We start from the raw sequence: 18556 nt of genomic DNA, 5'->3' as shown, positions 1-18556 counted from the left end.
GGAGCTCCGCTCAACAAGATAAAAAAAATAAGGGCACAAAGTGAGATCGCTCTAGTCAATGGCTTTAGCATATGGCGTCTCCACGTCCCAGAAACGAGTTAAATGCCTGATTAGAGGTTTGTTCTGCTCCTTTTTTTTCCAGTTCTCATCCATCACTTTATTCCATGCATCGAAGTTGGCCTCTGCATCGCAGCGCCCCTTATCATCGTTAAATGACTCCCCCACATGCAATTTCCACAACTCTTCCCGCCAATGTTTGGCCAACTCCCCATCTGGTGCAGCCAAACCCAACTCCGAGTCGGTATGCAAACTACGAGTATTAATATTCGCAGAACTGAGCAAACTAAAAACATCGTCCACCACCAACAGTTTGGAATGCACATAGATGTCTCGAAAATAAGCTTGCTGCCCCTCGGACAACCTGCCTCCGGGCTCTGGCGTGCAAGTCGTCAGCGTTGCGATAACCACTTTCAGACCGGGTAAATCCTGGAGGGTGTAGGGCTTGGGCTCTTCCTCTGCGCCATCTTTCGGATTGCCGAGTTCAGGGATATCTTTTGGCTTGAGGCCACCCAGACGCTCTTCGACCTCGGGAGTGACGCCTTTTTCTTCCAGCGCGGTAATTTCGCGCTTCAGCACCGCGGCTCGATTGAGCTGGGCCCGTTGCATATAGGCGTCGTTGTGCGGGTTGGCCTCCAGATACGCCAACTGGCTGCGTTTTCGCAGCATGTTCTCCGCCAGCGTGCGTTGCGCCTGCGGCATCAGTTGCTCCTGTCCCAGCTCCTGCAAGGTCGCATAGGTGGTACTGGAGAAGTCACCAGAGTTCGGGTTGTTGGTGACCACGAACAAATAGAGAGGTTTTTTACGTTTTTTGCTTCGGTAAGCCGCCGCCAATTCACGCAATTGCCTGGCAAACGCCGGGTAGCGGAAATACTGGTTTTCAAAATAGGCGTAGTTGCGCACGTTGCCCAAAGCCTTGTGGTACAGCTCCAGAATCGAGGTCTCCGCACCTTCTTGCGGTTGCGTACGGCAAATCTGCGCCATGGTTGAACCGGCGGCTTTGAAATGGTCCGGCTTGATGGCCTGGCGCTGTTCACGCAGACCGTCGTCAAACCATTTTTTGACCCAAAAGGTTTCCCGATCCCAGACGGTGCTGAAGTTGTGGTTCAGGTCGTGCAGGGCAGGGCCCTGTACTTTCATGGACAAATCCTGCCATGGACCGAAGCCCGGACTACGCCGCGCGGCTTTGTCGTCATACAGGTGTGCGTTGGTATCCCAGTAATTTCGGTGCATGTTGTGGCCCATGACGAAACCCACCGCGTTCGCGGTGTCTTCATAGTCCACCAAGACTATCTTCTGGTGGTGACTGGCTTGTCCAGGCAGGAATCTACGATTTTCTGGTTTGGTGAGATGACTCATATCTCAGGTCTGCGATCCGGATGCTCTGCATCAAAGCCTTGTTCGGGATGAGCGGGAAGTGGATGGTCTTTCATGAGGTTGGGGAAACGCAGATTTGGGTCGGCGCGGAGTTGCCCTAATAGACCGGAGTAGAAGTCATGAAGCGTTGGGTTTGGCTGGTATCCGAAGTTATGTATTGGTCGAGGTATAGCTTCGAAAGCTCCTTTTAAATTGTTTAATCCAGTAAAGCTGCCCAGCGATGCTGCCCTCTGATAATAGAACAGCGAACGTGGTTTGTTTTTTCTAGCTGTATCATAAAAACTTGCGGTTTTCTCTATGGCGTAAGAATTGTCCTGAGCGCCCGCACATCGGTAATAGCGCTCAGCCATGTCATCGTCCTGCTTATCCCTTGGGAGCGCAAAAGCGAAGTATTGGCCGATTCGAACCTGGGCCAATGGACTGCCCAATTGCGCTGCCTGAAACATATAAGAGCTGGCCATCCGGTCCGACTTCAATACTCCCCGTCCATTTTCGGCTACCACGGCCCAGTTATAATAACCCAGCGGAACCTTAAGCTTTACCATGCGTTCGTAAAGGTCGAGCATCTTGCTGGTGTCCTGTTCAACACCAGGCTGTCCTGGCCATCCCGTGCGATAAAGTCCCGCCAGGTTATGCATCGCCTTCCAATGATTTTTAGCGATGGCTTTTTCGTAAAACCCGACGATGGTTCGCCAGTCTTTGACCCCTCGTACTTTCTCCAGTGCGCGTGCCTGTTGAAACCACCGCTCGGCCTCTGCATCCAGCGGTGGGTTATTGTCTTTTTCGTAAGCACAGGTAAAAATTGGGTAGGCCATGGCCGGAGCTCCGCTCAATAAGATAGAAAAAATAAGGACACAAAGAGAGATGTATTTAGTCAATGGCGCTGGCATAAGGCGTCTCCACATCCCAAAAACGTGTCAAGTGGGCGATTAACGGTTCATTTTTATTTTTATTCTCCCAATTTTTATCCATCACGTCGTTCCAGTTTTTAAAGTTGGCCTCTGCATCACAACGCCCCTTGTCATCGTTAAATGACTCCCCCGTGTGCAACTTCCATAACTCTTCCCGCCAATGCTTGGCCAACTCAGCATCCGGTGCCGCCAGACCTAACTCCGAGTCGGTGTGCAAACTACGGGTATTGATATTCGCAGAGCTGAGCAAACTAAAAACATCGTCCACTACCAACAGTTTGGAATGCACATAGATGTCTCGAAAATAAGCTTGCTGCCCCTCGGATAACCTGCCTCCGGGCTCTGGCGTGCAAGTCGTCAGCGTTGCGATAACCACTTTCAGACCGGGTAAATCCTGGAGGGTGTAGGGCTTGGGCTCTTCCTCTGCGCCATCTTTCGGCTTGCCGAGTTCAGGGATATCTTTTGGCTTGAGGCCACCCAGACGCTCTTCGACCTCGGGAGTGACGCCTTTTTCTTCCAGCGCGGTAATTTCACGCTTCAGCACCGCGGCTCGATTGAGTTGGGCCCGTTGCATGTAGGCGTCGTTATGTGGGTTGGCCTCCAGATACGCCAACTGGCTGCGTTTTCGCAGCATATCTTCCGCCAGCGTGCGCTGGGCCTGCGGCATCAGTTGCTCCTGTCCCAGCTCCTGCAAGGTCGCATAGGTGGTACTGGAGAAGTCACCAGAGTTCGGGTTGTTGGTGACCACGAACAGGTACAAGGCTTTGTCTCTACCCTTTGCGATGTAAGCCGCCGCCAACTCACGCAACTGCCTGGCAAACGCTGGATAGCGGAAATACTGGTTTTCAAAATAGGCGTAGTTGCGCACGTTACCCAAGGCGTTGTGATAAAGCTCCAGAATCGAGGTCTCCGCACCTTCTTGCGGTTGCGTACGGCAAATCTGAGCCATGGTTGAACCGGCGGCTTTGAAATGGTCCGGCTTGATGGCCTGTCGCTGTTCACGCAGACCATCGTGAAACCATTTTTTGACCCAAAAGGTTTCCCGATCCCAGGCGGTGCTGAAGTTGTGGTTCAGGTCGTGCAGGGCAGGGCCCTGTACTTTCATGGACAAATCCTGCCATGGACCGAAGCCCGGACTACGCCGCGCGGCTTTGTCGTCATACAGGTGTGCGTTGGTATCCCAGTAATTTCGGTGCATGTTGTGGCCCATGACGAAACCCACCGCGTTCGCGGTGTCTTCATAGTCCACCAAGACCATCTTCTGGTGGTGACTGGCAAAAAGGGCCAGCGCCAGCATGTGCGCAAAGTTGGTATCGGGGGCTTCTCCTTGCATCAATCGGTACAGGGTCGCCAGACGCCCTTTTTCCTTGAGCATCTGCGGCCCGCGCAGGAGCGCGTTCAGCGGCGTTTCAATGGAGAAATCTCGGGTACGAAACTCGACGTTCTGCATTCGCCCATCGTGGATGCGGCTGAACCACTCTCGCGTGTACTCCTCATCTTCAGGCGAATACGCAGGGGCTCCCGAACCTCTGAGTTTGTTGTAGCCACCTTGCCCGGCCAGTTGGTTTTCCACATCAACCAGAATGGCCAGCAATTCCTTTTCGCGTTGTTCGTAGCGGTAGCCGCTGGTGCCGTAAAAAGGTAGTTCGCCTGCGCGCAGTTTTGCCAATTCATGCTGGTGAATGGTGCTGCGGTATTCCAGGCGCTGGCGGTCTTCGATCAAGCGGTTGGACGCCGCCCGCCCCTTGGCAATGCCGGACCCTGCGGCAGTCCCGCCGGAGCCGGCGAAGCCATCGCCGATGATGGTGTTTTCAACAAAGTTGGCCAGCACGTTTTTCCAGATCAGCACACGGGTCTTGATGCCATGGCGACCGCGAATATCCAGCAGTTCACCGATGCGATCGCTGCCGGGTTTGAAACGCATCGCCGGGTCGAATCCCCAACTGATGATTTCGACACTTTTTTGCGCCGCCTCGATGGCCTCGTGTACCGCGCCAAAGGCCTTCTCGCCGTTGATCAGCGGGGTGACCTGAATCCCCCCGCGTGGTGGGTAGATGGCTTTTTTCGCAAACCAGTCCATGGTCAAGGAAATCGACTTGTGCTCCTCAGGTGTCAGCTGGATCACTTCGTTGCTGTAATCAGTCGTCATTCGATGGCTCCTTGCGCTCAGAGGTTCTTCGGCTTGCTCGCCGGGTTCAAGCCCGCGCTACGGTAATCATCCGTCGAGCCCATCGGTTCGACCTGATCGGTCTGCGCGTGATAATTGCGGTGGCCTTGGCGCGCCAGTTGCTGGTTTGCCGACACGGCGTCCGTGCTTTGTGCTTTGGGTTCGATCTCGAAACGATGGCCGTTCACCAACTCCACCGCATAGGCTTGAGTGCCAGGAACATGCTCGAACCGGATCACGCCGTCGGCGCCGGTCAGGCCCTCCTGAATAGGCGCGCCATCGGCAAACAGGGTGTACGGCTCATCTTCGTAGCCCGGCAGTCCCGGTAGCGGGCTGATCACCGCGCTCAGTTTGTGGATCACATCCGGAGCAGGTTGCGAAACGGCGCGCTCCAGTAGTTCCCCCGCTTTGTCTGCATCCGCAGATAAAGGAATAACGGGCAATAACGCGGAAATCTCAGTGCCTTTACCTGGCGCGCCGCCGGCGTTGACCTTGACCACTGGCCCCAGCGCCGTGATACCGCCCCCATCGAGCTTGATGAAACTACCGCCCGCTTTGAGAGTGAGCTCCGTACCCGCCTCGATGACCATCTTCTGGCCCGCCTTGAGATGAATCTCGCGACCGGCATTCAACAACTGGGCGGTGCCCAACTTTATGTGCTGATTCTGGCCAACGACCAGGTGATCATCGGCTTTGACTTCGACTTTACGGTCAGCATGGGTAGTGCGATGTTCTTCGGCTTTGAGTTCGGTGTAGGCGTTCTTTTCCACGGTGTCGTGGCGTTCGTTGCCGACGCGGATTTTCTGGTCGCGCTCGATGTTTTCGTCCCAGTCGCGTTGGGCGTGGAGGAAGATCTGTTCGGCGCCTTTCTTGTCTTCGATGCGCAGTTCGTTGAAGCCAGCGCCGCCTGGTGAACTGAGGGTTTTGAACACGGAGCGGGTCTTGTTCGCCGGCAGGTCGTAGGGAACGACATTTTCCTTGTGGTACAGGCAACCGGTCACCAGCGGCTGGTCAGGATCGCCTTCGAGGAAGGTCACCAGCACTTCCATACCGACACGTGGAATGCTGATGCCACCGTAGCGGTCGCCAGCCCAACTGGAGGAGACGCGTATCCAGCAACTGGACTTGTCGTCGGCCAGTCCCTCGCGGTCCCAGTGGAACTGCACTTTCACGCGACCGTACTGGTCGCAGTGGATTTCTTCGCCCTTGGGGCCGGTGACTATTGCGGTCTGACTGCCGAGCACTCTGGGCTTCGGATGCTTCAGTGGTGGGCGGTAAAAGACGTCCCATGGAGTCGCGAGAAAGCGGTTGCGATAGCCCTGGTGGAAGTCATCCTTGTTGTCGGTGGTGTTGCTGGTCGCCGACTCTTCGAGGACTTGCGGCTGCCTGCCTTCGTGGACGACCTTGGTCAGCAGCCAGAGGGCATTGCACTCGGTGCGGGGGTGATCGGAGATCTCCAGGAAGTGGCCGCTGACGAGCCTGGTCTGGTCGCCATGCCCCTCAGCCTGGCGATAATCGGCACGATGACGTTCAAGGGCACGCTGGCTGAGAAACCTGCCGCGAGCACGGTCGGTGAAACGGCCCGGGTAATCATAATCTTCAAGATCCGGCTCCTCGTTTTCAGCTTCGCCGCGATGGGCCGCTGTCAGCGCCAGTCGAGGCTTCTCGAAGTCATAGTCACTGCGAGCGGTACGATTGGTTCGGGCCTCCATACGCAACTGGAACCCTTTGATCACCGGTTCATCTGCGACCATGCCGCTACCTTGTACATAGGCTGTCGGCTGGCCAAGTTTCGGGAACACGGTCTGATCATCACCAAACACCAGTTGGTGGCCGTCAGTACTGTGCTGGAAGTGAAAATGAACACCTTCCTCCTCGCACAGACGCTGGATGAAGTGCAGATCGGATTCGTCGTACTGCACGCAGAACTCACGATCCGGACACGGGGTGCCAATCCTGAATTGGTAGGCGTTGCCCTGGATGCCGTGTTCTTCAAGGAGCAACGCGATGATCTTCGGTGCCGACATCTGCTGGTAAATGCGCTGATTGACGCGATGGCACAGGTAGGCGAGTCGCGGCGCGAGCGTCAACGTATAACGAGTCAGGCGCTTACCGGCATCACCTTGGCCTATCCGGTAGATCTGCCCGTGAATGCCGCTGCCATTGGCGTCGAACGCCAGAAACGCTTGTTTGTGCAGCAGCGTTTCCAGGTCCAGGTCGGGGTTTTCGCTAACCAGTTCCACATCAAACGCATAGGGCGTGTTGATCGCCTCGGTGCCGGTAAACGAAAGTACTTGAAGATCATGCTCTAGATCATCGATGGTCAGACTGAAACGAGCTTGGTTGGCGGGACTGAACATCCAATGTTGCTCCTTGGCGTTATGTAGGTCTTCCGTAAAACCCGAGCTTACTTATGAGGCGTGGGGCTTAGTGCGAGCGGCAGATCATGAGACGCGCAATGATAGTTCGCTGGAACTGTGCAACAAGTTGCACAGTTCCCCGCAAAGCACCAGTACGTAAGGGATTCGAGAAATTGAAACAAAAAATTACTCGCTGCGATTGTGGGAATACATCAAGCGAGCCACTGACCCTCTCAATATCGCAACCATCAAACCGGCTTGATTCAGCAACCGTTTCAGTCGAGAGGTGATGTGAAAGGTTCAGCTGTACAGGGTGTAGGCCAGGACCTTGCGTCTTGGCTATCGCTGCGAGGTATCGATCCACCAGCGCCTGCACCTTGGCACCAATCATCACAACTATCGCTTGCCAGCGCCGGTTTGCTCCTATGAGGGGCAGAGGGTTGTTGCAAGGGGAAGGGAAAAGCTGAAGACGGCGCCACACGGCTCCAGGTTTTGCGCCCAGATATCGCCCCGATGCCGGCCGATGATGTTCTTGCACAGCGCCAGGCCAATGCCGTTGCCGCTGACCTTGGACGAGAAAAAGCCATCGAACAGCTTCTCTTGCGCCTGGGCCTGAATGCCACGGCCGCTGTCTTCGATGCGCACCAATGCCACATCGTTGTCGCGGCTGGCATGGATACGCAACAGACGCCGCTCGGCAGGCAGGTCGGCCATTTCTTCGATGGCGTTGAAGGCCAGGTTGAGGATCACCTGGCCGATCAGTACCTTCTCGCAACTGACCAGCAGCGGCTCGGGCGCGGTGACGACTTCCACGCGGACCAGGCTTGGATCGGCCCGCAGGCTGATGAAGTAGCGGGTTTCGTGCAGCAGTTCATTGAGGTCAACCCGTTCTTCGGTTTGCTCCAGCTTGACCACGTAGTCGCGCACGCTCTTGATGATCACCGACGCATGCTCGATTTGCCGCACGGCGCTCTGCAAACCCCAGGTGACTGCGGGGTCGGCATCGGCCACGTTGCCCAGGCGAATCACTGTTCCTTCAATGAAGTTGCGCGTCGCGGCCAGGGGCTGGCTCAATTCGTGGGCGATGGCCACGGCCATTTCACCCATGGCGTTGTAGCGCGCCAGGTACTCGAGTTTCTGCTCGCTGACCCGCCGCGCTTCTTCGGCCTGCACCTGTTCGGTGACGTCGCGGAACAGCAGCAGGTGGCCAACCAGATCGTCCTCGATCTCGATGTAGCGACAGGTTGCGTCATGCCAGCGCCATTCGCCATCGCGCCGCTGGATCTTGTAATGCACGTTGAACGGCGCGTGCTCCGGCGTCTCATGGGCAAGCTGTTGCAACAGGCGCTGGCCGGATGCGTCGTCGCACCAGGCCAGGAAGTTCTTGCCCATCAGCTGGTGCACTTCGCTGTTGAGCAGGTGCGCGCCGGAGTCGCTGATAAAACCGATATCGCCCTCGGGACCGAGCACCGCCACACCCTCGGCCAGGTCCTGCATGAAGGCCTTGAGCCGGCTCTCGAAACGCTTGAGGTCGCGCTTGACCTTGTCCTCCTTGGAAATGTCGCGGAACTGCACCATCAACACATCGCGCCCGTCCAGGTGCACCAGGGTCGCCACCGCCTCGGAAAGAATCTCCACCCCTTGCTTGGAGCGGTAGCACCACTCGATGGCCCGCTGGCCGGTGCGCGCGGCACCTTCGAGCCAGCGCAAACCCACGGAACGCCGGTATTTCGGGGCGTCGCGGGTCATGTCCGGGGCTTTCAGCGGCGTCAGCTCCTCCAGGGTAAAGCCCAGCGCCGCCAGGGCGGCGGCGTTGGCCCAGAGGATTTCCTTGGTGTGCGCGTCATGAAGAATGATGCACAGCGGCATGGCTTCGATCAGCGCATAAAAATCGTTCGGTTTTGGCAAGTACATCGCACGGCCCCTGGCGGCAGAGATTTGCAGTATGGCGTTTTATACCTGCTCGCACAGCGGGATGCGCTCAGAGGTAACCGGCGTGGGCCTAGGGGTTTTCTTTAGCGAGGGGGCTGCACGCACCAATAGTTGCGCAGGGATGCGGTTTTTACACTGGACCCCAATGCAAGGGCAACGCCCCTCCTTGTAGGAGCGAGCTCGCTCGCGATGGACGCCAACGATAACGCGTCCCGTCTGAATGACTGTGTTGTCCGGACGTTTTTCGCGAGCAAGCTCGCTCCTACAGGTACCGGTGCAGCCCACTAACAATAATCACAACGGAGAACTAGCCCATGCTGCGTTCAGCTGTCGCGCAACAAGACCCTGTGTCCGCCCCGGTCGTGCCAATGGTCGAGAGTCAGCTATTTCAGCAAGTGCTGGATGAGGTCCGTCAACGCCGCGAGGAATTCGACGCCGGCTCCCACGTGCCTCGGGACATGATCGAGCGATTCAAACAGGTCGGTATCTACCGCGCCGCCACGCCGAAATGCTTCGGCGGTGATGCCCTGGCGCCGGCGCTGTTTCTGCAAATGATCGAGCGCATCTCCGAAGCCGACGGCTCGGCGGGCTGGGTGGCCAGCTTCGGCAGCGCCGGTGTCTACCTGGCAGCCTTGCCGCGCGAAACCCTGGCTGAGCTCTACGCCGAAAGCCCTGACCTGGTATTCGCCGGCGGCCTGTTCCCCTTGCAGCCGGCCGAAGCAGTCGAAGGCGGCTATCAGGTCAACGGCACCTGGAAATTCGCCAGCGGCTGCAAAGGCGCAGACCTGTTGGGCGTTGGCATCGGTGCCGCTGGCGGTAAGCCGCGCACCGCTGTGTTTCGCCCGGAGCAGGTAGACATCGTCGAGAACTGGGAAGTGGTCGGCCTCAAAGGCACCGGCAGCCATGACCTGCGTGTTACCGACAAACGCGTTGAGGAGCGCTGGACCTTCATCCGTGGTGGTGCCGCGACCATCGACGAACCACTGTTCCGCTACCCGTCGATCGCCTACGCCGCGCAAGTGCTGGCGGTGGTCAACCTCGGCCTGGCCCGTGCGGCCCTCGACGAAATCAGCCGCATGGCGGGCGGCAGCGGCATCACCGGCGCGCCGAAATTGTCCGACCGCGCTTACGTGCGCATCGAGATCGCCAAGGCTGAAGCCAAGCTCAGCGCCGCACGCGGTTTCTTCTACAACGCCACCGAGCAGGTGTGGAACTCGATCCTGGCCGGCCACCCGGTGACGCCGGAGCAGACCAGCCTGCTGCGCCTGTCCGCGATCCATGTTTCCCAGGCCGGTGCCGAAGTGGTGCAAAGCGCCTACAGCCTGGCCGGCACCACCGCCATTTACCTGCGCCATCCGCTGCAACGCTACCTGCGTGACTCGATGGTGGTGACCCAGCACGCCTTCCTCAGCGAAGGCCTGTACGACGGCGCCGGCTCGGTGTTCCTCGGCGTCCCGCCGTTCCCGGGCTACATCTGAATCCCCATTACTTTTTCAAGGAATCGCACCCATGTCGCAAACCACTCAAGAGCCATTGCGCGTCGTCTTCTGCATCGGCATCACCCAGAACTTTTTCGACCTGCCGACCGGCGAAGGCCTGAGCGTGTGGAAAGGCTTCAGCCAGATGATGGGTGACCTCGGCGCCATGCCCGGCATCACCGTGCTCGGCGCGATGGACGACGACCGCCTGATGGTCGGCCCGTCCACTACTTCGCCCTGGACCGTGTACATCATGGCCGACGTCGACTGCCATCAGTCGGTGATCGATGCCTGCAACCTGTTCCGCACCACGCCGGTCGGCCAATACAGCCTGTGGCGCTACGCCAAGATCGAAGCGCGCATCGGTCGCCCGCTGACCATTCCTGACGCGGCCAAGGTGTAAGCCATGAACGAGGCCTTGCTGCAGCGTCTGGCGACGCTCGAAGGGGAAAGCGCAGTGCGTCGCCTGATGGCGCGCTACATGGACCTGTGCGATGTGCCGCGGGCGCCGATTCACCTGAGCCAGTTGGCGCAGTTGTTCACCGAGGATGCGATCTGGGAAGGCCTCGGCACCCAGACCGCACAGACCTTCGGCCAGCATCATGGACGTGCGGCGGTGGCGACGTTTGTCGGCGGTTACCTGCCGCCGTCCGATCACTTCAAGTTGAACCTGCATTACCTCACCAGCGAGTCGATCGTGGTCGACGGCAAGGCGGCGCAGGGGCAGTGGATCATGCAGCAGATTTCCACCTATGCCGATGGCCGCAACGAGCTGTTCGGCACGCGGCTGAACATCGATTTTCGTTGTGTCGACGGCGTCTGGCTGATCGCGCATTTCCGCACGCAACGCTTGTTCAATACGGAGCTGAGTGCATGAGTACTTTCATCAGCGAGTTCCTCCTCGGTGGCAACGGCAAACGCGTTGCCATCAAGGACTCCATCGACATCGCCGGTTATCCGACCCGTTCGGGCAGCCGTGCTTTTGCCGATGCCCCGGCCGCGACGAAAAACGCCGAAGTGGTCGACGCGATCCTCGACGCTGGCTGGCAGATCGTCGGCAAGACCAACCTGCATGAACTGGCGTTCGGCGTCACCGGCATCAACGACTTCACTGGTACGCCGATCAACCCGCAAGCGCCGGATCGCGTGCCGGGTGGTTCGTCCAGCGGTTCGGCGTCGGCGGTCGCGGCCGGCCTGGCGGACATCGCCATCGGTACCGACACCGGTGGTTCGGTGCGAGTGCCGGCAGCGTGCTGCGGCATCGCAGGATTGAAGCCGACTTACGGCCGTGTCAGCCGCGTCGGTGCCCATCCGTTGGAATCGAGCCTTGATTGCGTCGGGCCGTTCGCCCGATCCATGGACGACCTGATCGCGGCGATGCAGGTGATCTGCCCGGGCTTTGAAGTGCAGGGCCTGCCAAGCGCCGGTACCAAAGTCGCCTTCCTCGAAGTCGGTTGCGACCCGCACCTGGAAGCCTGCCTGGGTGCCGCCGCCGACCGCGCCGGATGGCGGCGCGGCAACCTGCACCTCAGCGAGTTCGAAGCAGCCTTCGCCGCCGGCCTGACCGTGATCAATTTTGAAAACTGGGCGGCCTTCGGTCACCTGACCGGCAAGGGCCTGATCGGCGCTGATGTGGAGACCCGCCTATTGGCGGCCAGCCGCACCACGCGTGAAGAACTGGCCCAGGCCGAAGCTGTGCGCACAGCGTTCACCCAACAAGTGGACGCGGCGCTGGAAGACTTTGCGGTATTGCTGTTGCCGACGTTGCCGACCCTGCCGCCGACCCTCAGCGAAGCCCGCGCCGGCAGCAAGGCCGTGGCCGGCATGACCCCGCTGGTTCGGCCTTTCAACCTCAGCGGCCACCCGGCGCTGACGGTGCCGGTGGAACTCGATTGCGGCGGGCTGAAAGTCGGCCTGCAAATCGTTGGCCGAAAAGGTCAGGACGAACGGGTCTGCGCCTTCGGTGCGCAGCTGCAACTCAGCATGGCCGGTCAACGACCGGCTGCTAAAACCAAATCATAAAAAGAAGCCATGAGGAGAACCGCATGAGCACTCATGAATACCGGCTGATCGCGACGTCGAAAAGCCCCGAAGACCTGGTCCAGCATGACCGCGTCGACGTCTCGCTGTACAACGACCCGGCGCTGTTCGAAGCCGAGCTGGAAAAGATTTTCTACCGCACCTGGGTGTGGGTTGCCCACGAGAGCGAAGTGCGCAACTCAGGCGACTTCAAGACCGCCACCATCGGCCGTCGCCCGGTGATCGTCGTGCGCGACAAGAAGAACAACATCAACGTCCTGGAAAACCGTTGCCGCCACCGTGGCGCCACCGTGTGCGAGAAGCACAAGGGCAACGCCACCGGTTTCACCTGCCCGTACCACAGCTGGTCCTATGGCCTGGACGGCAAGCTGCGTGCGCTGCCGTATCCGGATGGCTACGAAGGCATCCTGGAAAAGTCCGAACTGCCGCTGACCAGCCTGCGCGTCGAAAGCTACGCCGGCATGGTCTTCGCCAGCTACAACGACGAAATCGAACCGCTGGAAGACTTCCTCGGCGGCGCCAAGCACTGGATGGACCTGTTCATGAAGCAGGGCGCCGGCTACCCGATCAAGACCCAGGGCGAACACAAATTCAGCTTCAAGGGCAACTGGAAGATCCAGCTGGAAAACACCACCGACGGTTACCACTTCCCGATCGTGCACAAGTCGTTCATGTCGTCGGTGGATGAAGAAACCTCGGAAATGCTTTCGTTCATGACTGACGAGCAAGCCGTGACCCACTCGCTGGGCAACGGCCACAGCGTGATGGTGATGGTGCCGGAGCACGTCGACCTCGATCACGACGACGGCACCGAGCAGTTGCAGGAACGTTTTGCCCACGTCACCGAAGAGCTGTCGAAAACCCTGCCGGCCGATCAGGTCCGTCGCATCGTGCGCTCGCTGCACGGCGCCGGTTTCAACCTGAACCTGTTCCCCAACGTCGCCATGTCGATGTCGTTCTTCCGTGTACTGCGCCCGGTGTCGGTCACCGAAACCGAGATCCGCCACGTTGCCCTCGGCATGGACGGCGGCCCGGAAATCGCCAACCGCGAACGCATGCGCATTCACGAACACTTCCAGGGCCCGTTCGGTTTCGGCAGCCCCGACGATGCCGAGGCCTGGGACCGCGTGCAGCGCGGCTCGTATGCCGGCGTCGACGCGCCGATCCTGGTCAACCGCGGCCTGAACCGCGAAATCACCGCTGAAAACGGCGACAAGGTCAGCCACGCCACCGACGAAGGCGGCATGCGCGGTGCCTACGACATGTGGAAAAGGATGATGAGCCAATGAGCAATCACGACACCCTGAACGGTTTTTCCGGCCCGTTGGCCCAGGCCATCGAATTCATCTGGCGCGAAGCCGAACTGCTCGACCACAAGAACTACGCCGAATGGGCGACCCTGTGGAGCGAAAGCGGCAAATACATCGTGCCGATCGACCCGGACACCGAAGATTTCGAAGCGACGCTCAACTACGCCTACGACGATGCGCGCATGCGTGACCTGCGCATCGAACGCCTGACCGCCGGCTACTCGCCGTCGGCGGTCGACGCGGCGAAAACCATCCGCACGATCTCGCGTTTCCGTCTGGTGGAAGCGGCTGGCGACGTCGTCGAAGTGAACTCCGCGCAGTTGCTGTACGCCTACAAGCGTGGCGTGCACACGCCGTTCGTGGCCGACCTGAACCACCGTATTCGTTTCACCGACGGCGTGCCGAGCCTGGAGCGCAAAGTGGTGCGCCTGATCAACTCCACCGACAGCCTGAGCGCGCTCGGCTTCCTTTTGTGAGGGCAACATCATGAGTCGAGTAGCTCTGGTAACGGGTGCCTCGCGTGGACTGGGCGAGTGCATCGCCCGTCGTCTGCACGCGGCGGGTTATCGCGTCGCCCTGGCCGATGTGCGGCTTGACGGCGTGCAGCAATTGGTTGCCGAGCTCGACGGCAGCGGCGCCACCGCCGTCGCCATCGAGCTGGATGTGCGCAACAAGGCCGACTTCCAGCGTGCCCGTGACCTGCTCGCCGAGCGTTGGGGCGGCACCGACATCCTGGTGAACAACGCCGGTGTGTCGAAGGTCGCGGCGCTGATGGAGATCACGCCGGAAGAGTTCGACGAGTCGATGGCGATCAACCTGCGCGGCACTTTCGTCGCCTGCCAGGTGTTCGGCGCGCACTTCGCCGAGCGCGGCTTCGGGCGCATCGTCAACATCGCGTCCCTGGCCGGGCAGAACGGCGGCACTGCCACCGGCGCGCATTACGCGGCGGCCAAGGGCGGCGTGGCGACCCTGACCAAGGTCTTCGCCCGTGAACTGGCCCCGCAAGGGGTGACGGTCAACAGCATCTCGCCAGGTCCGCTGGACTTGCCGATAGTGCGTGAAAGTGTGGCGCCGGAGCGTCTGGAGCAGATCTTGAAAATGATCCCGGCCGCCACCCTCGGTGACCCGGGGTTCATCGCCGACAGCGTGCTGCTGCTGATCGCCGACAACGCGACTTCCGTGACGGGCGCGTGCCTGGACGTCAACGGCGGATTGTTCATGCGCTGATTGGCTCGCCGAAAAATAACCCTTGTAGGAGCCGGCTTGCTGGCGATGGCGGCCTTGAGTCATGCATCGCCTTTCAGGGCGCCTTCGCCAGCAAGCCGGCTCCTACAAGTGCTGTGTTAAACAAAAATATATTCAGGTGATGCAATGATGAAGGTGAAGATCGAAAGGATCGTCGACGAAGCGCTGGATATCCGCTCCTTTCGCCTCGTGCGCAGTGACGGCCAGCCGCTCGACACCTATGAACCGGGTGCCCACGTCGACCTCACCGGGCCGACCGGAGTGACCCGCCAGTATTCGCTGTGCAGTCCGCCGCAGGATCGCCGCGCCTATCTGGTCGCGGTGAAGAAAGAAGCGCAGTCGCGCGGTGGCTCGCTCGCGCTGCACGAGCAGGTGCAAGAGGGCATGGAGCTGGAAATGGGTGCGCCACGCAACCTGTTCCGTCTTGATGAAAGTGCCCGCGAACACGTGCTGTTCGCCGCCGGCATCGGCGTCACGCCACTGCTGAGCATGGCTTATCGACTGGCGGAAAGTGGCGAGCCGTACCGTCTGCATTATTTCGCCCGTTCGGCGCAGTACGCAGCTTTTACCGAGCTATTGGCGACGAATTTTGCCGATCACGTGGAATTCCACTACGGCGTGGAGCCTGCGGATCTGGACGGCGCATTGAGCGAATGCCTGGAACGCGCCGGTAGCGCCGCCCATGTCTACACCTGCGGCCCGGCACCGTTCATGAACAAAGTGGTGGAAGTGGCCGCGCGCACTCGTGCGGACGACGCCATTCACCTGGAACACTTCGCCGCGGACCCGGCGGCCAACAGCGCGCCGGCCGGTGGTTTCGAAGTGGAACTGGCCAGTTCCGGCGTGGTGCTGCACGTGCCGGCCGACAGCAGCCTGGTCGACGTGCTGCAAGCCCACGGCTGCGACATCGACACCGAGTGCCGCGAAGGCATCTGCGGCACCTGCATCGTCGAGGTCCTGGACGGTTTGCCGGAGCATCGCGACAACTGCCTGTCGAACAAGGAAAAGGCCTCCAACAAGCAGATCTGCGCCTGTGTTTCCCGGGCGCTTTCCGCTCGTCTGGTATTGGACATCTAAGACTAAGGAAAGCTGGAAAGCATGCGCCGGAGCCTGTTGAATGGGCGCCCGGCGGCCATCGAGGGAGGCGATGGCGACAGAAATAACCGTGTTACCGAACCGCACGCTGAAGCGGTCGAAAAATAACAACAAAAAACGTGAGGCTTTGCGGACATGATTACAGCATCGACGGTGCGCAACGAGGCGTTCGAAAGTTGGTTGAGCCAGGTGAACCAGGCCTGTGGGCGTTTCGATGCCCGGGCGCTGGACACTGATTTCTACGGCGAACTGGCGGAGTTTCGCAGCGGTGCGATCAACCTCAGTGTGGTCGACATGGCGCACGTGCATTTATATCGCACCAGCAAGGACGTCAGCACCAGCAGCGACGGCCACTACTACGCAGTGTTCCAGATGCGTGGCAGCTCACAGCTGGAGCAGGGCGACAACCGCGCGCAATTGGGCTGTGGCGACATCGCGCTGATCGACGCCAGCCGTCCGAGCGACATGATCTACAACGACGATTGCCGACAGCTGTCGTTGATTTTGCCGCGCCAGGTAGTCGAGCGCGGCTCGCACTTCAATGCCGTCAACTGCGCCACGCGCATCGCGGCCAGCAGTCCCCTGGCGGCAATGGCCAACAAGCTGGTGCTGGAGACTCGCCAGCAGGACGGGCTGGAGATGCAGGAGAGCGAGGCCGTGCTCGATGCCCTGGCCAGCCTGCTGCTGCCGGGCATCAGTGCCCGGGACGGCGCGGCTGATCCCCATGAACGGCAGTTCCGCAAGATCATCGCGTTCATTGATGCACACCTCAGCGACGAGGAACTGTGCCCCGAGCTGATCGCCCGTGAAGTGGGAATTTCCGTGCGCGGCCTGTACCGGATGTTCTCCAAGCGCGGCCTGGTGGTGGCGCAGTACATCAAGCATCGCCGCCTGGACTTCTGCGCCGAAAACCTGCGCCGCCATGATGTCGAGCAGAAGCTTTCGGCGCTGTGTTATGCCTGGGGCTTTTCCGATTCGAGCTACTTCTCGTCGGCGTTCAAATCGCGTTTTGGTGTTTCGCCGGGGGCTTATCGCAAGCGGTATAGCCAGAACTGACCGCCAACATCCATGTTGAATGTGCCGGCCTCTTCGCGAGCAACCCCGCTCCCACATTGAATCTCCGGTGAACACAGAGTCTGTGTCCGGCTTGGATCAAACTGTGGGAGCGGGCTTGCTCGCGAAAGCGGTGTGTCAGTCGCGATTGATGTTGGATGTAATGGCCTCATCGCTGGCAAGCCAGCTCCTATGTATGGACTCGCCCCCACTGTCTACCCGCTTTTGAAAAACCGCTGCCCCGTTGCATCTATGTATTAGGCCTATTCGTGGAAGCCGTCTTCGGCTTCTGGCCAAAATTGGAAAAGCTCGTGGTATGCCGATTACAGTCAGGCCTCGAAGGCCAGTAGGAGCTTAGGCATCAATCCACGCCGGTCTTACCTGGGGTCAATTTTTTTCAGCAGAGGGTCAGACGGTTAGTACCTCGGTGGCAGAACTCTGTCGCTCAGTGGCCCATCGTCGCTGGCTGGCCATCACCCGCGTGGCGACGATAAGTCTGGTCATTCTGTAGAAGCACCCAGACGATTCGCAGGTTGCGGTTGGCTAGCCTGATCGCAGCCTCCTTACGGCCCAACCGGCTCATCCAGTGCAACAAGCGGCGGTCATCGGGTTGCTGGGAATCAGGTCGTAGTTGTTGCAGCACCGCATGGGCCCCTGGATCATCAGGCTGCGTAAATAAGCATCACCTCGCTTGGTCATGCCCCCCAACCGGACCGTCTCCCCGCTGCTGTGCTGGTCAGGCACCATGCCAAAGTACGCGGCAAACTTGCGGGCATTGGGAAATCGCTCAGGCTTGGTTTCCTTTGGCCACCAGTGCCGTGGCAGTGACCGGGCCGATGCCGCGTACAGTCATTAGCCGCTTCGCCGTCATGTCAGCGTTGGCGGCCACTTCCAGGCGTCCCGTCAGTACGCTGATGCGCTCGCCCAAATGGCGCCACTCGGCCAACAGTTCGTCGATCAGTTCACGCAGCAGGCCCGGCACCGGTTGGGTGGCATCTTCCAGCACCCGCGGGATTTTCTGGCTGATCGCAACATCGCCCTGTGCCAAGGCTACGCCGTGCTCAAGCAGCAGGCCGCGCATCTGATTACTGAGGGCCGTGCGTCGACGCACATAGCCCTGGCGGGCACGATGCAACGCCTGCATTGCCAGCGCCGCAACGCTTTTGACCGGTACTGCGCAGATTTTTTCATCGCGATTGGCCCGCAGAATCGCCAGCGCATCGTTGCGATCATTTTTAGGCCCGCTGCGATGTGTGGCCACCAAACCGGCTGGAAGAATCCGCACCGGATTGCCTTGTCTTGCAGCTGCCGGGCCCAGGCCTGGGCACCCGGACCGGTCTCCATCAAAACCACGACATGCGCCGGCAACTGTCGGAGAAAATCATAAAACGCCTCGCGCGACTTGATCCGCTGCTCGTAGCGCACCTGGCCGAGGATATCTTCACCGGCGACCTGAAAGACCTGTTTGGCCAAGTCGACCGCCAAGGTTGTGCAGGCCGACAAATCGGAAGAAGACACGGATTGATCAAAC

14 protein-coding genes and 1 pseudogene are annotated in these 18556 nt (G+C 59.6%); 9 read left to right on the top strand and 6 right to left on the bottom strand.

Annotation, left to right across the window (positions count from 1 at the left end; all coding sequences use genetic code 11):
* Positions 1 to 51: 51 nt before the first annotated feature.
* From QMK54_RS19290 to QMK54_RS19270, 5 genes are all read right to left on the bottom strand, one after another.
* Entirely contained in the window at positions 52 to 1416 is a 1365-nt protein-coding gene (locus QMK54_RS19290; protein ID WP_320401151.1) for a phosphatidylserine/phosphatidylglycerophosphate/cardiolipin synthase family protein, read from the bottom strand.
* Positions 1413 to 2249 (bottom strand): tetratricopeptide repeat protein, encoded by an 837-nt coding sequence (locus tag QMK54_RS19285; RefSeq protein WP_320401150.1) that lies wholly within the window; start codon positions 2247 to 2249, stop codon positions 1413 to 1415. Before QMK54_RS19285 ends, QMK54_RS19290 begins: the two co-directional genes overlap by 4 nt.
* A 55-nt stretch (positions 2250 to 2304) precedes the next feature.
* Entirely contained in the window at positions 2305 to 4494 is a 2190-nt protein-coding gene (locus QMK54_RS19280; protein ID WP_320401149.1) for a phospholipase D-like domain-containing protein, read from the bottom strand.
* Between the two features lie 17 nt (positions 4495 to 4511).
* Positions 4512 to 6872, bottom strand: a complete 2361-nt coding sequence (gene tssI, locus QMK54_RS19275; protein ID WP_320401148.1) for a type VI secretion system tip protein VgrG — start codon at positions 6870 to 6872, stop codon at positions 4512 to 4514.
* A 423-nt stretch (positions 6873 to 7295) separates the two neighbouring features.
* On the bottom strand, positions 7296 to 8786 hold the full coding sequence (locus QMK54_RS19270; protein WP_320401147.1) for an ATP-binding protein: 1491 nt from the start codon (positions 8784 to 8786) through the stop codon (positions 7296 to 7298).
* Between the two features lie 332 nt (positions 8787 to 9118).
* Here QMK54_RS19270 and QMK54_RS19265 point away from each other — a divergent pair, with 332 nt between their 5' ends.
* The 9 genes from QMK54_RS19265 (at position 9119) to feaR (ending at position 17028) form a co-directional block, all read left to right on the top strand.
* Positions 9119 to 10282 carry an acyl-CoA dehydrogenase family protein gene (locus QMK54_RS19265; RefSeq protein WP_320401146.1) on the top strand — a complete coding sequence of 388 codons (1164 nt, stop codon included), beginning with the start codon at positions 9119 to 9121 and terminating at the stop codon, positions 10280 to 10282.
* Positions 10283 to 10313: 31 nt separating this feature from the next.
* Positions 10314 to 10685 (top strand): hypothetical protein, encoded by a 372-nt coding sequence (locus tag QMK54_RS19260; protein WP_057715413.1) that lies wholly within the window; start codon positions 10314 to 10316, stop codon positions 10683 to 10685.
* 3 nt (positions 10686 to 10688) lie between these two features.
* Complete coding sequence (locus QMK54_RS19255) at positions 10689 to 11159, top strand: nuclear transport factor 2 family protein (RefSeq protein WP_223593112.1); 471 nt, start codon at positions 10689 to 10691, stop codon at positions 11157 to 11159.
* The gene (locus QMK54_RS19250; RefSeq protein ID WP_223593110.1) at positions 11156 to 12304 is read left to right on the top strand and encodes an amidase; all 1149 of its coding nucleotides are present in this window, start codon (positions 11156 to 11158) and stop codon (positions 12302 to 12304) included. The genes QMK54_RS19255 and QMK54_RS19250 overlap by 4 nt, the downstream gene beginning before the upstream one ends.
* A 23-nt stretch (positions 12305 to 12327) precedes the next feature.
* Positions 12328 to 13611, top strand: coding sequence for an aromatic ring-hydroxylating oxygenase subunit alpha (locus QMK54_RS19245; protein WP_110661755.1), 1284 nt, complete (start codon positions 12328 to 12330; stop codon positions 13609 to 13611).
* Complete coding sequence (locus QMK54_RS19240) at positions 13608 to 14108, top strand: aromatic-ring-hydroxylating dioxygenase subunit beta (RefSeq protein ID WP_320401145.1); 501 nt, start codon at positions 13608 to 13610, stop codon at positions 14106 to 14108. The genes QMK54_RS19245 and QMK54_RS19240 overlap by 4 nt, the downstream gene beginning before the upstream one ends.
* A gap of 10 nt (positions 14109 to 14118) precedes the next feature.
* The gene (locus QMK54_RS19235) at positions 14119 to 14859 is read left to right on the top strand and encodes an SDR family NAD(P)-dependent oxidoreductase (protein ID WP_320401144.1); all 741 of its coding nucleotides are present in this window, start codon (positions 14119 to 14121) and stop codon (positions 14857 to 14859) included.
* Positions 14860 to 15003: 144 nt separating this feature from the next.
* Positions 15004 to 15954 carry a PDR/VanB family oxidoreductase gene (locus QMK54_RS19230; protein WP_320401143.1) on the top strand — a complete coding sequence of 317 codons (951 nt, stop codon included), beginning with the start codon at positions 15004 to 15006 and terminating at the stop codon, positions 15952 to 15954.
* Between the two features lie 153 nt (positions 15955 to 16107).
* A complete protein-coding gene (gene feaR, locus QMK54_RS19225; protein ID WP_223593101.1) occupies positions 16108 to 17028 on the top strand; it encodes a transcriptional regulator FeaR in 921 nt (306 codons plus the stop codon).
* Positions 17029 to 17470: 442 nt separating this feature from the next.
* On the opposite strand, the pseudogene QMK54_RS19220 reads toward feaR, so the two are convergent.
* Positions 17471 to 18528: pseudogene (locus tag QMK54_RS19220) on the bottom strand (IS110 family transposase).
* Between the last annotated feature and the right edge of the window lie 28 nt (positions 18529 to 18556).

Origin of the sequence: Pseudomonas sp. P5_109 (assembly GCF_034009455.1) — a bacterium.
In the GTDB taxonomy this organism is placed as follows: Bacteria; Pseudomonadota; Gammaproteobacteria; order Pseudomonadales; family Pseudomonadaceae; genus Aquipseudomonas.
This window is presented reverse-complemented; position numbering and strand designations above follow the sequence as displayed.

Bases quoted from the DNA above. Each gene is read 5' to 3' on its own strand.
- QMK54_RS19290 (WP_320401151.1), bottom strand. From the start codon at position 1,416: ATGAGTCATCTCACCAAACCAGAAAATCGTAGATTCCTGCCTGGACAA.
- QMK54_RS19260 (WP_057715413.1), top strand. From the start codon at position 10,314: ATGTCGCAAACCACTCAAGAGCCATTGCGCGTCGTCTTCTGCATCGGC.
- QMK54_RS19230 (WP_320401143.1), top strand. From the start codon at position 15,004: ATGATGAAGGTGAAGATCGAAAGGATCGTCGACGAAGCGCTGGATATC.
- QMK54_RS19245 (WP_110661755.1), top strand. From the start codon at position 12,328: ATGAGCACTCATGAATACCGGCTGATCGCGACGTCGAAAAGCCCCGAA.
- QMK54_RS19280 (WP_320401149.1), bottom strand. From the start codon at position 4,494: ATGACGACTGATTACAGCAACGAAGTGATCCAGCTGACACCTGAGGAG.
- feaR (WP_223593101.1), top strand. From the start codon at position 16,108: ATGATTACAGCATCGACGGTGCGCAACGAGGCGTTCGAAAGTTGGTTG.
- QMK54_RS19235 (WP_320401144.1), top strand. From the start codon at position 14,119: ATGAGTCGAGTAGCTCTGGTAACGGGTGCCTCGCGTGGACTGGGCGAG.
- QMK54_RS19240 (WP_320401145.1), top strand. From the start codon at position 13,608: ATGAGCAATCACGACACCCTGAACGGTTTTTCCGGCCCGTTGGCCCAG.
- QMK54_RS19255 (WP_223593112.1), top strand. From the start codon at position 10,689: ATGAACGAGGCCTTGCTGCAGCGTCTGGCGACGCTCGAAGGGGAAAGC.
- QMK54_RS19285 (WP_320401150.1), bottom strand. From the start codon at position 2,249: ATGGCCTACCCAATTTTTACCTGTGCTTACGAAAAAGACAATAACCCA.
- QMK54_RS19270 (WP_320401147.1), bottom strand. From the start codon at position 8,786: ATGTACTTGCCAAAACCGAACGATTTTTATGCGCTGATCGAAGCCATG.
- QMK54_RS19250 (WP_223593110.1), top strand. From the start codon at position 11,156: ATGAGTACTTTCATCAGCGAGTTCCTCCTCGGTGGCAACGGCAAACGC.
- tssI (WP_320401148.1), bottom strand. From the start codon at position 6,872: ATGTTCAGTCCCGCCAACCAAGCTCGTTTCAGTCTGACCATCGATGAT.
- QMK54_RS19265 (WP_320401146.1), top strand. From the start codon at position 9,119: ATGCTGCGTTCAGCTGTCGCGCAACAAGACCCTGTGTCCGCCCCGGTC.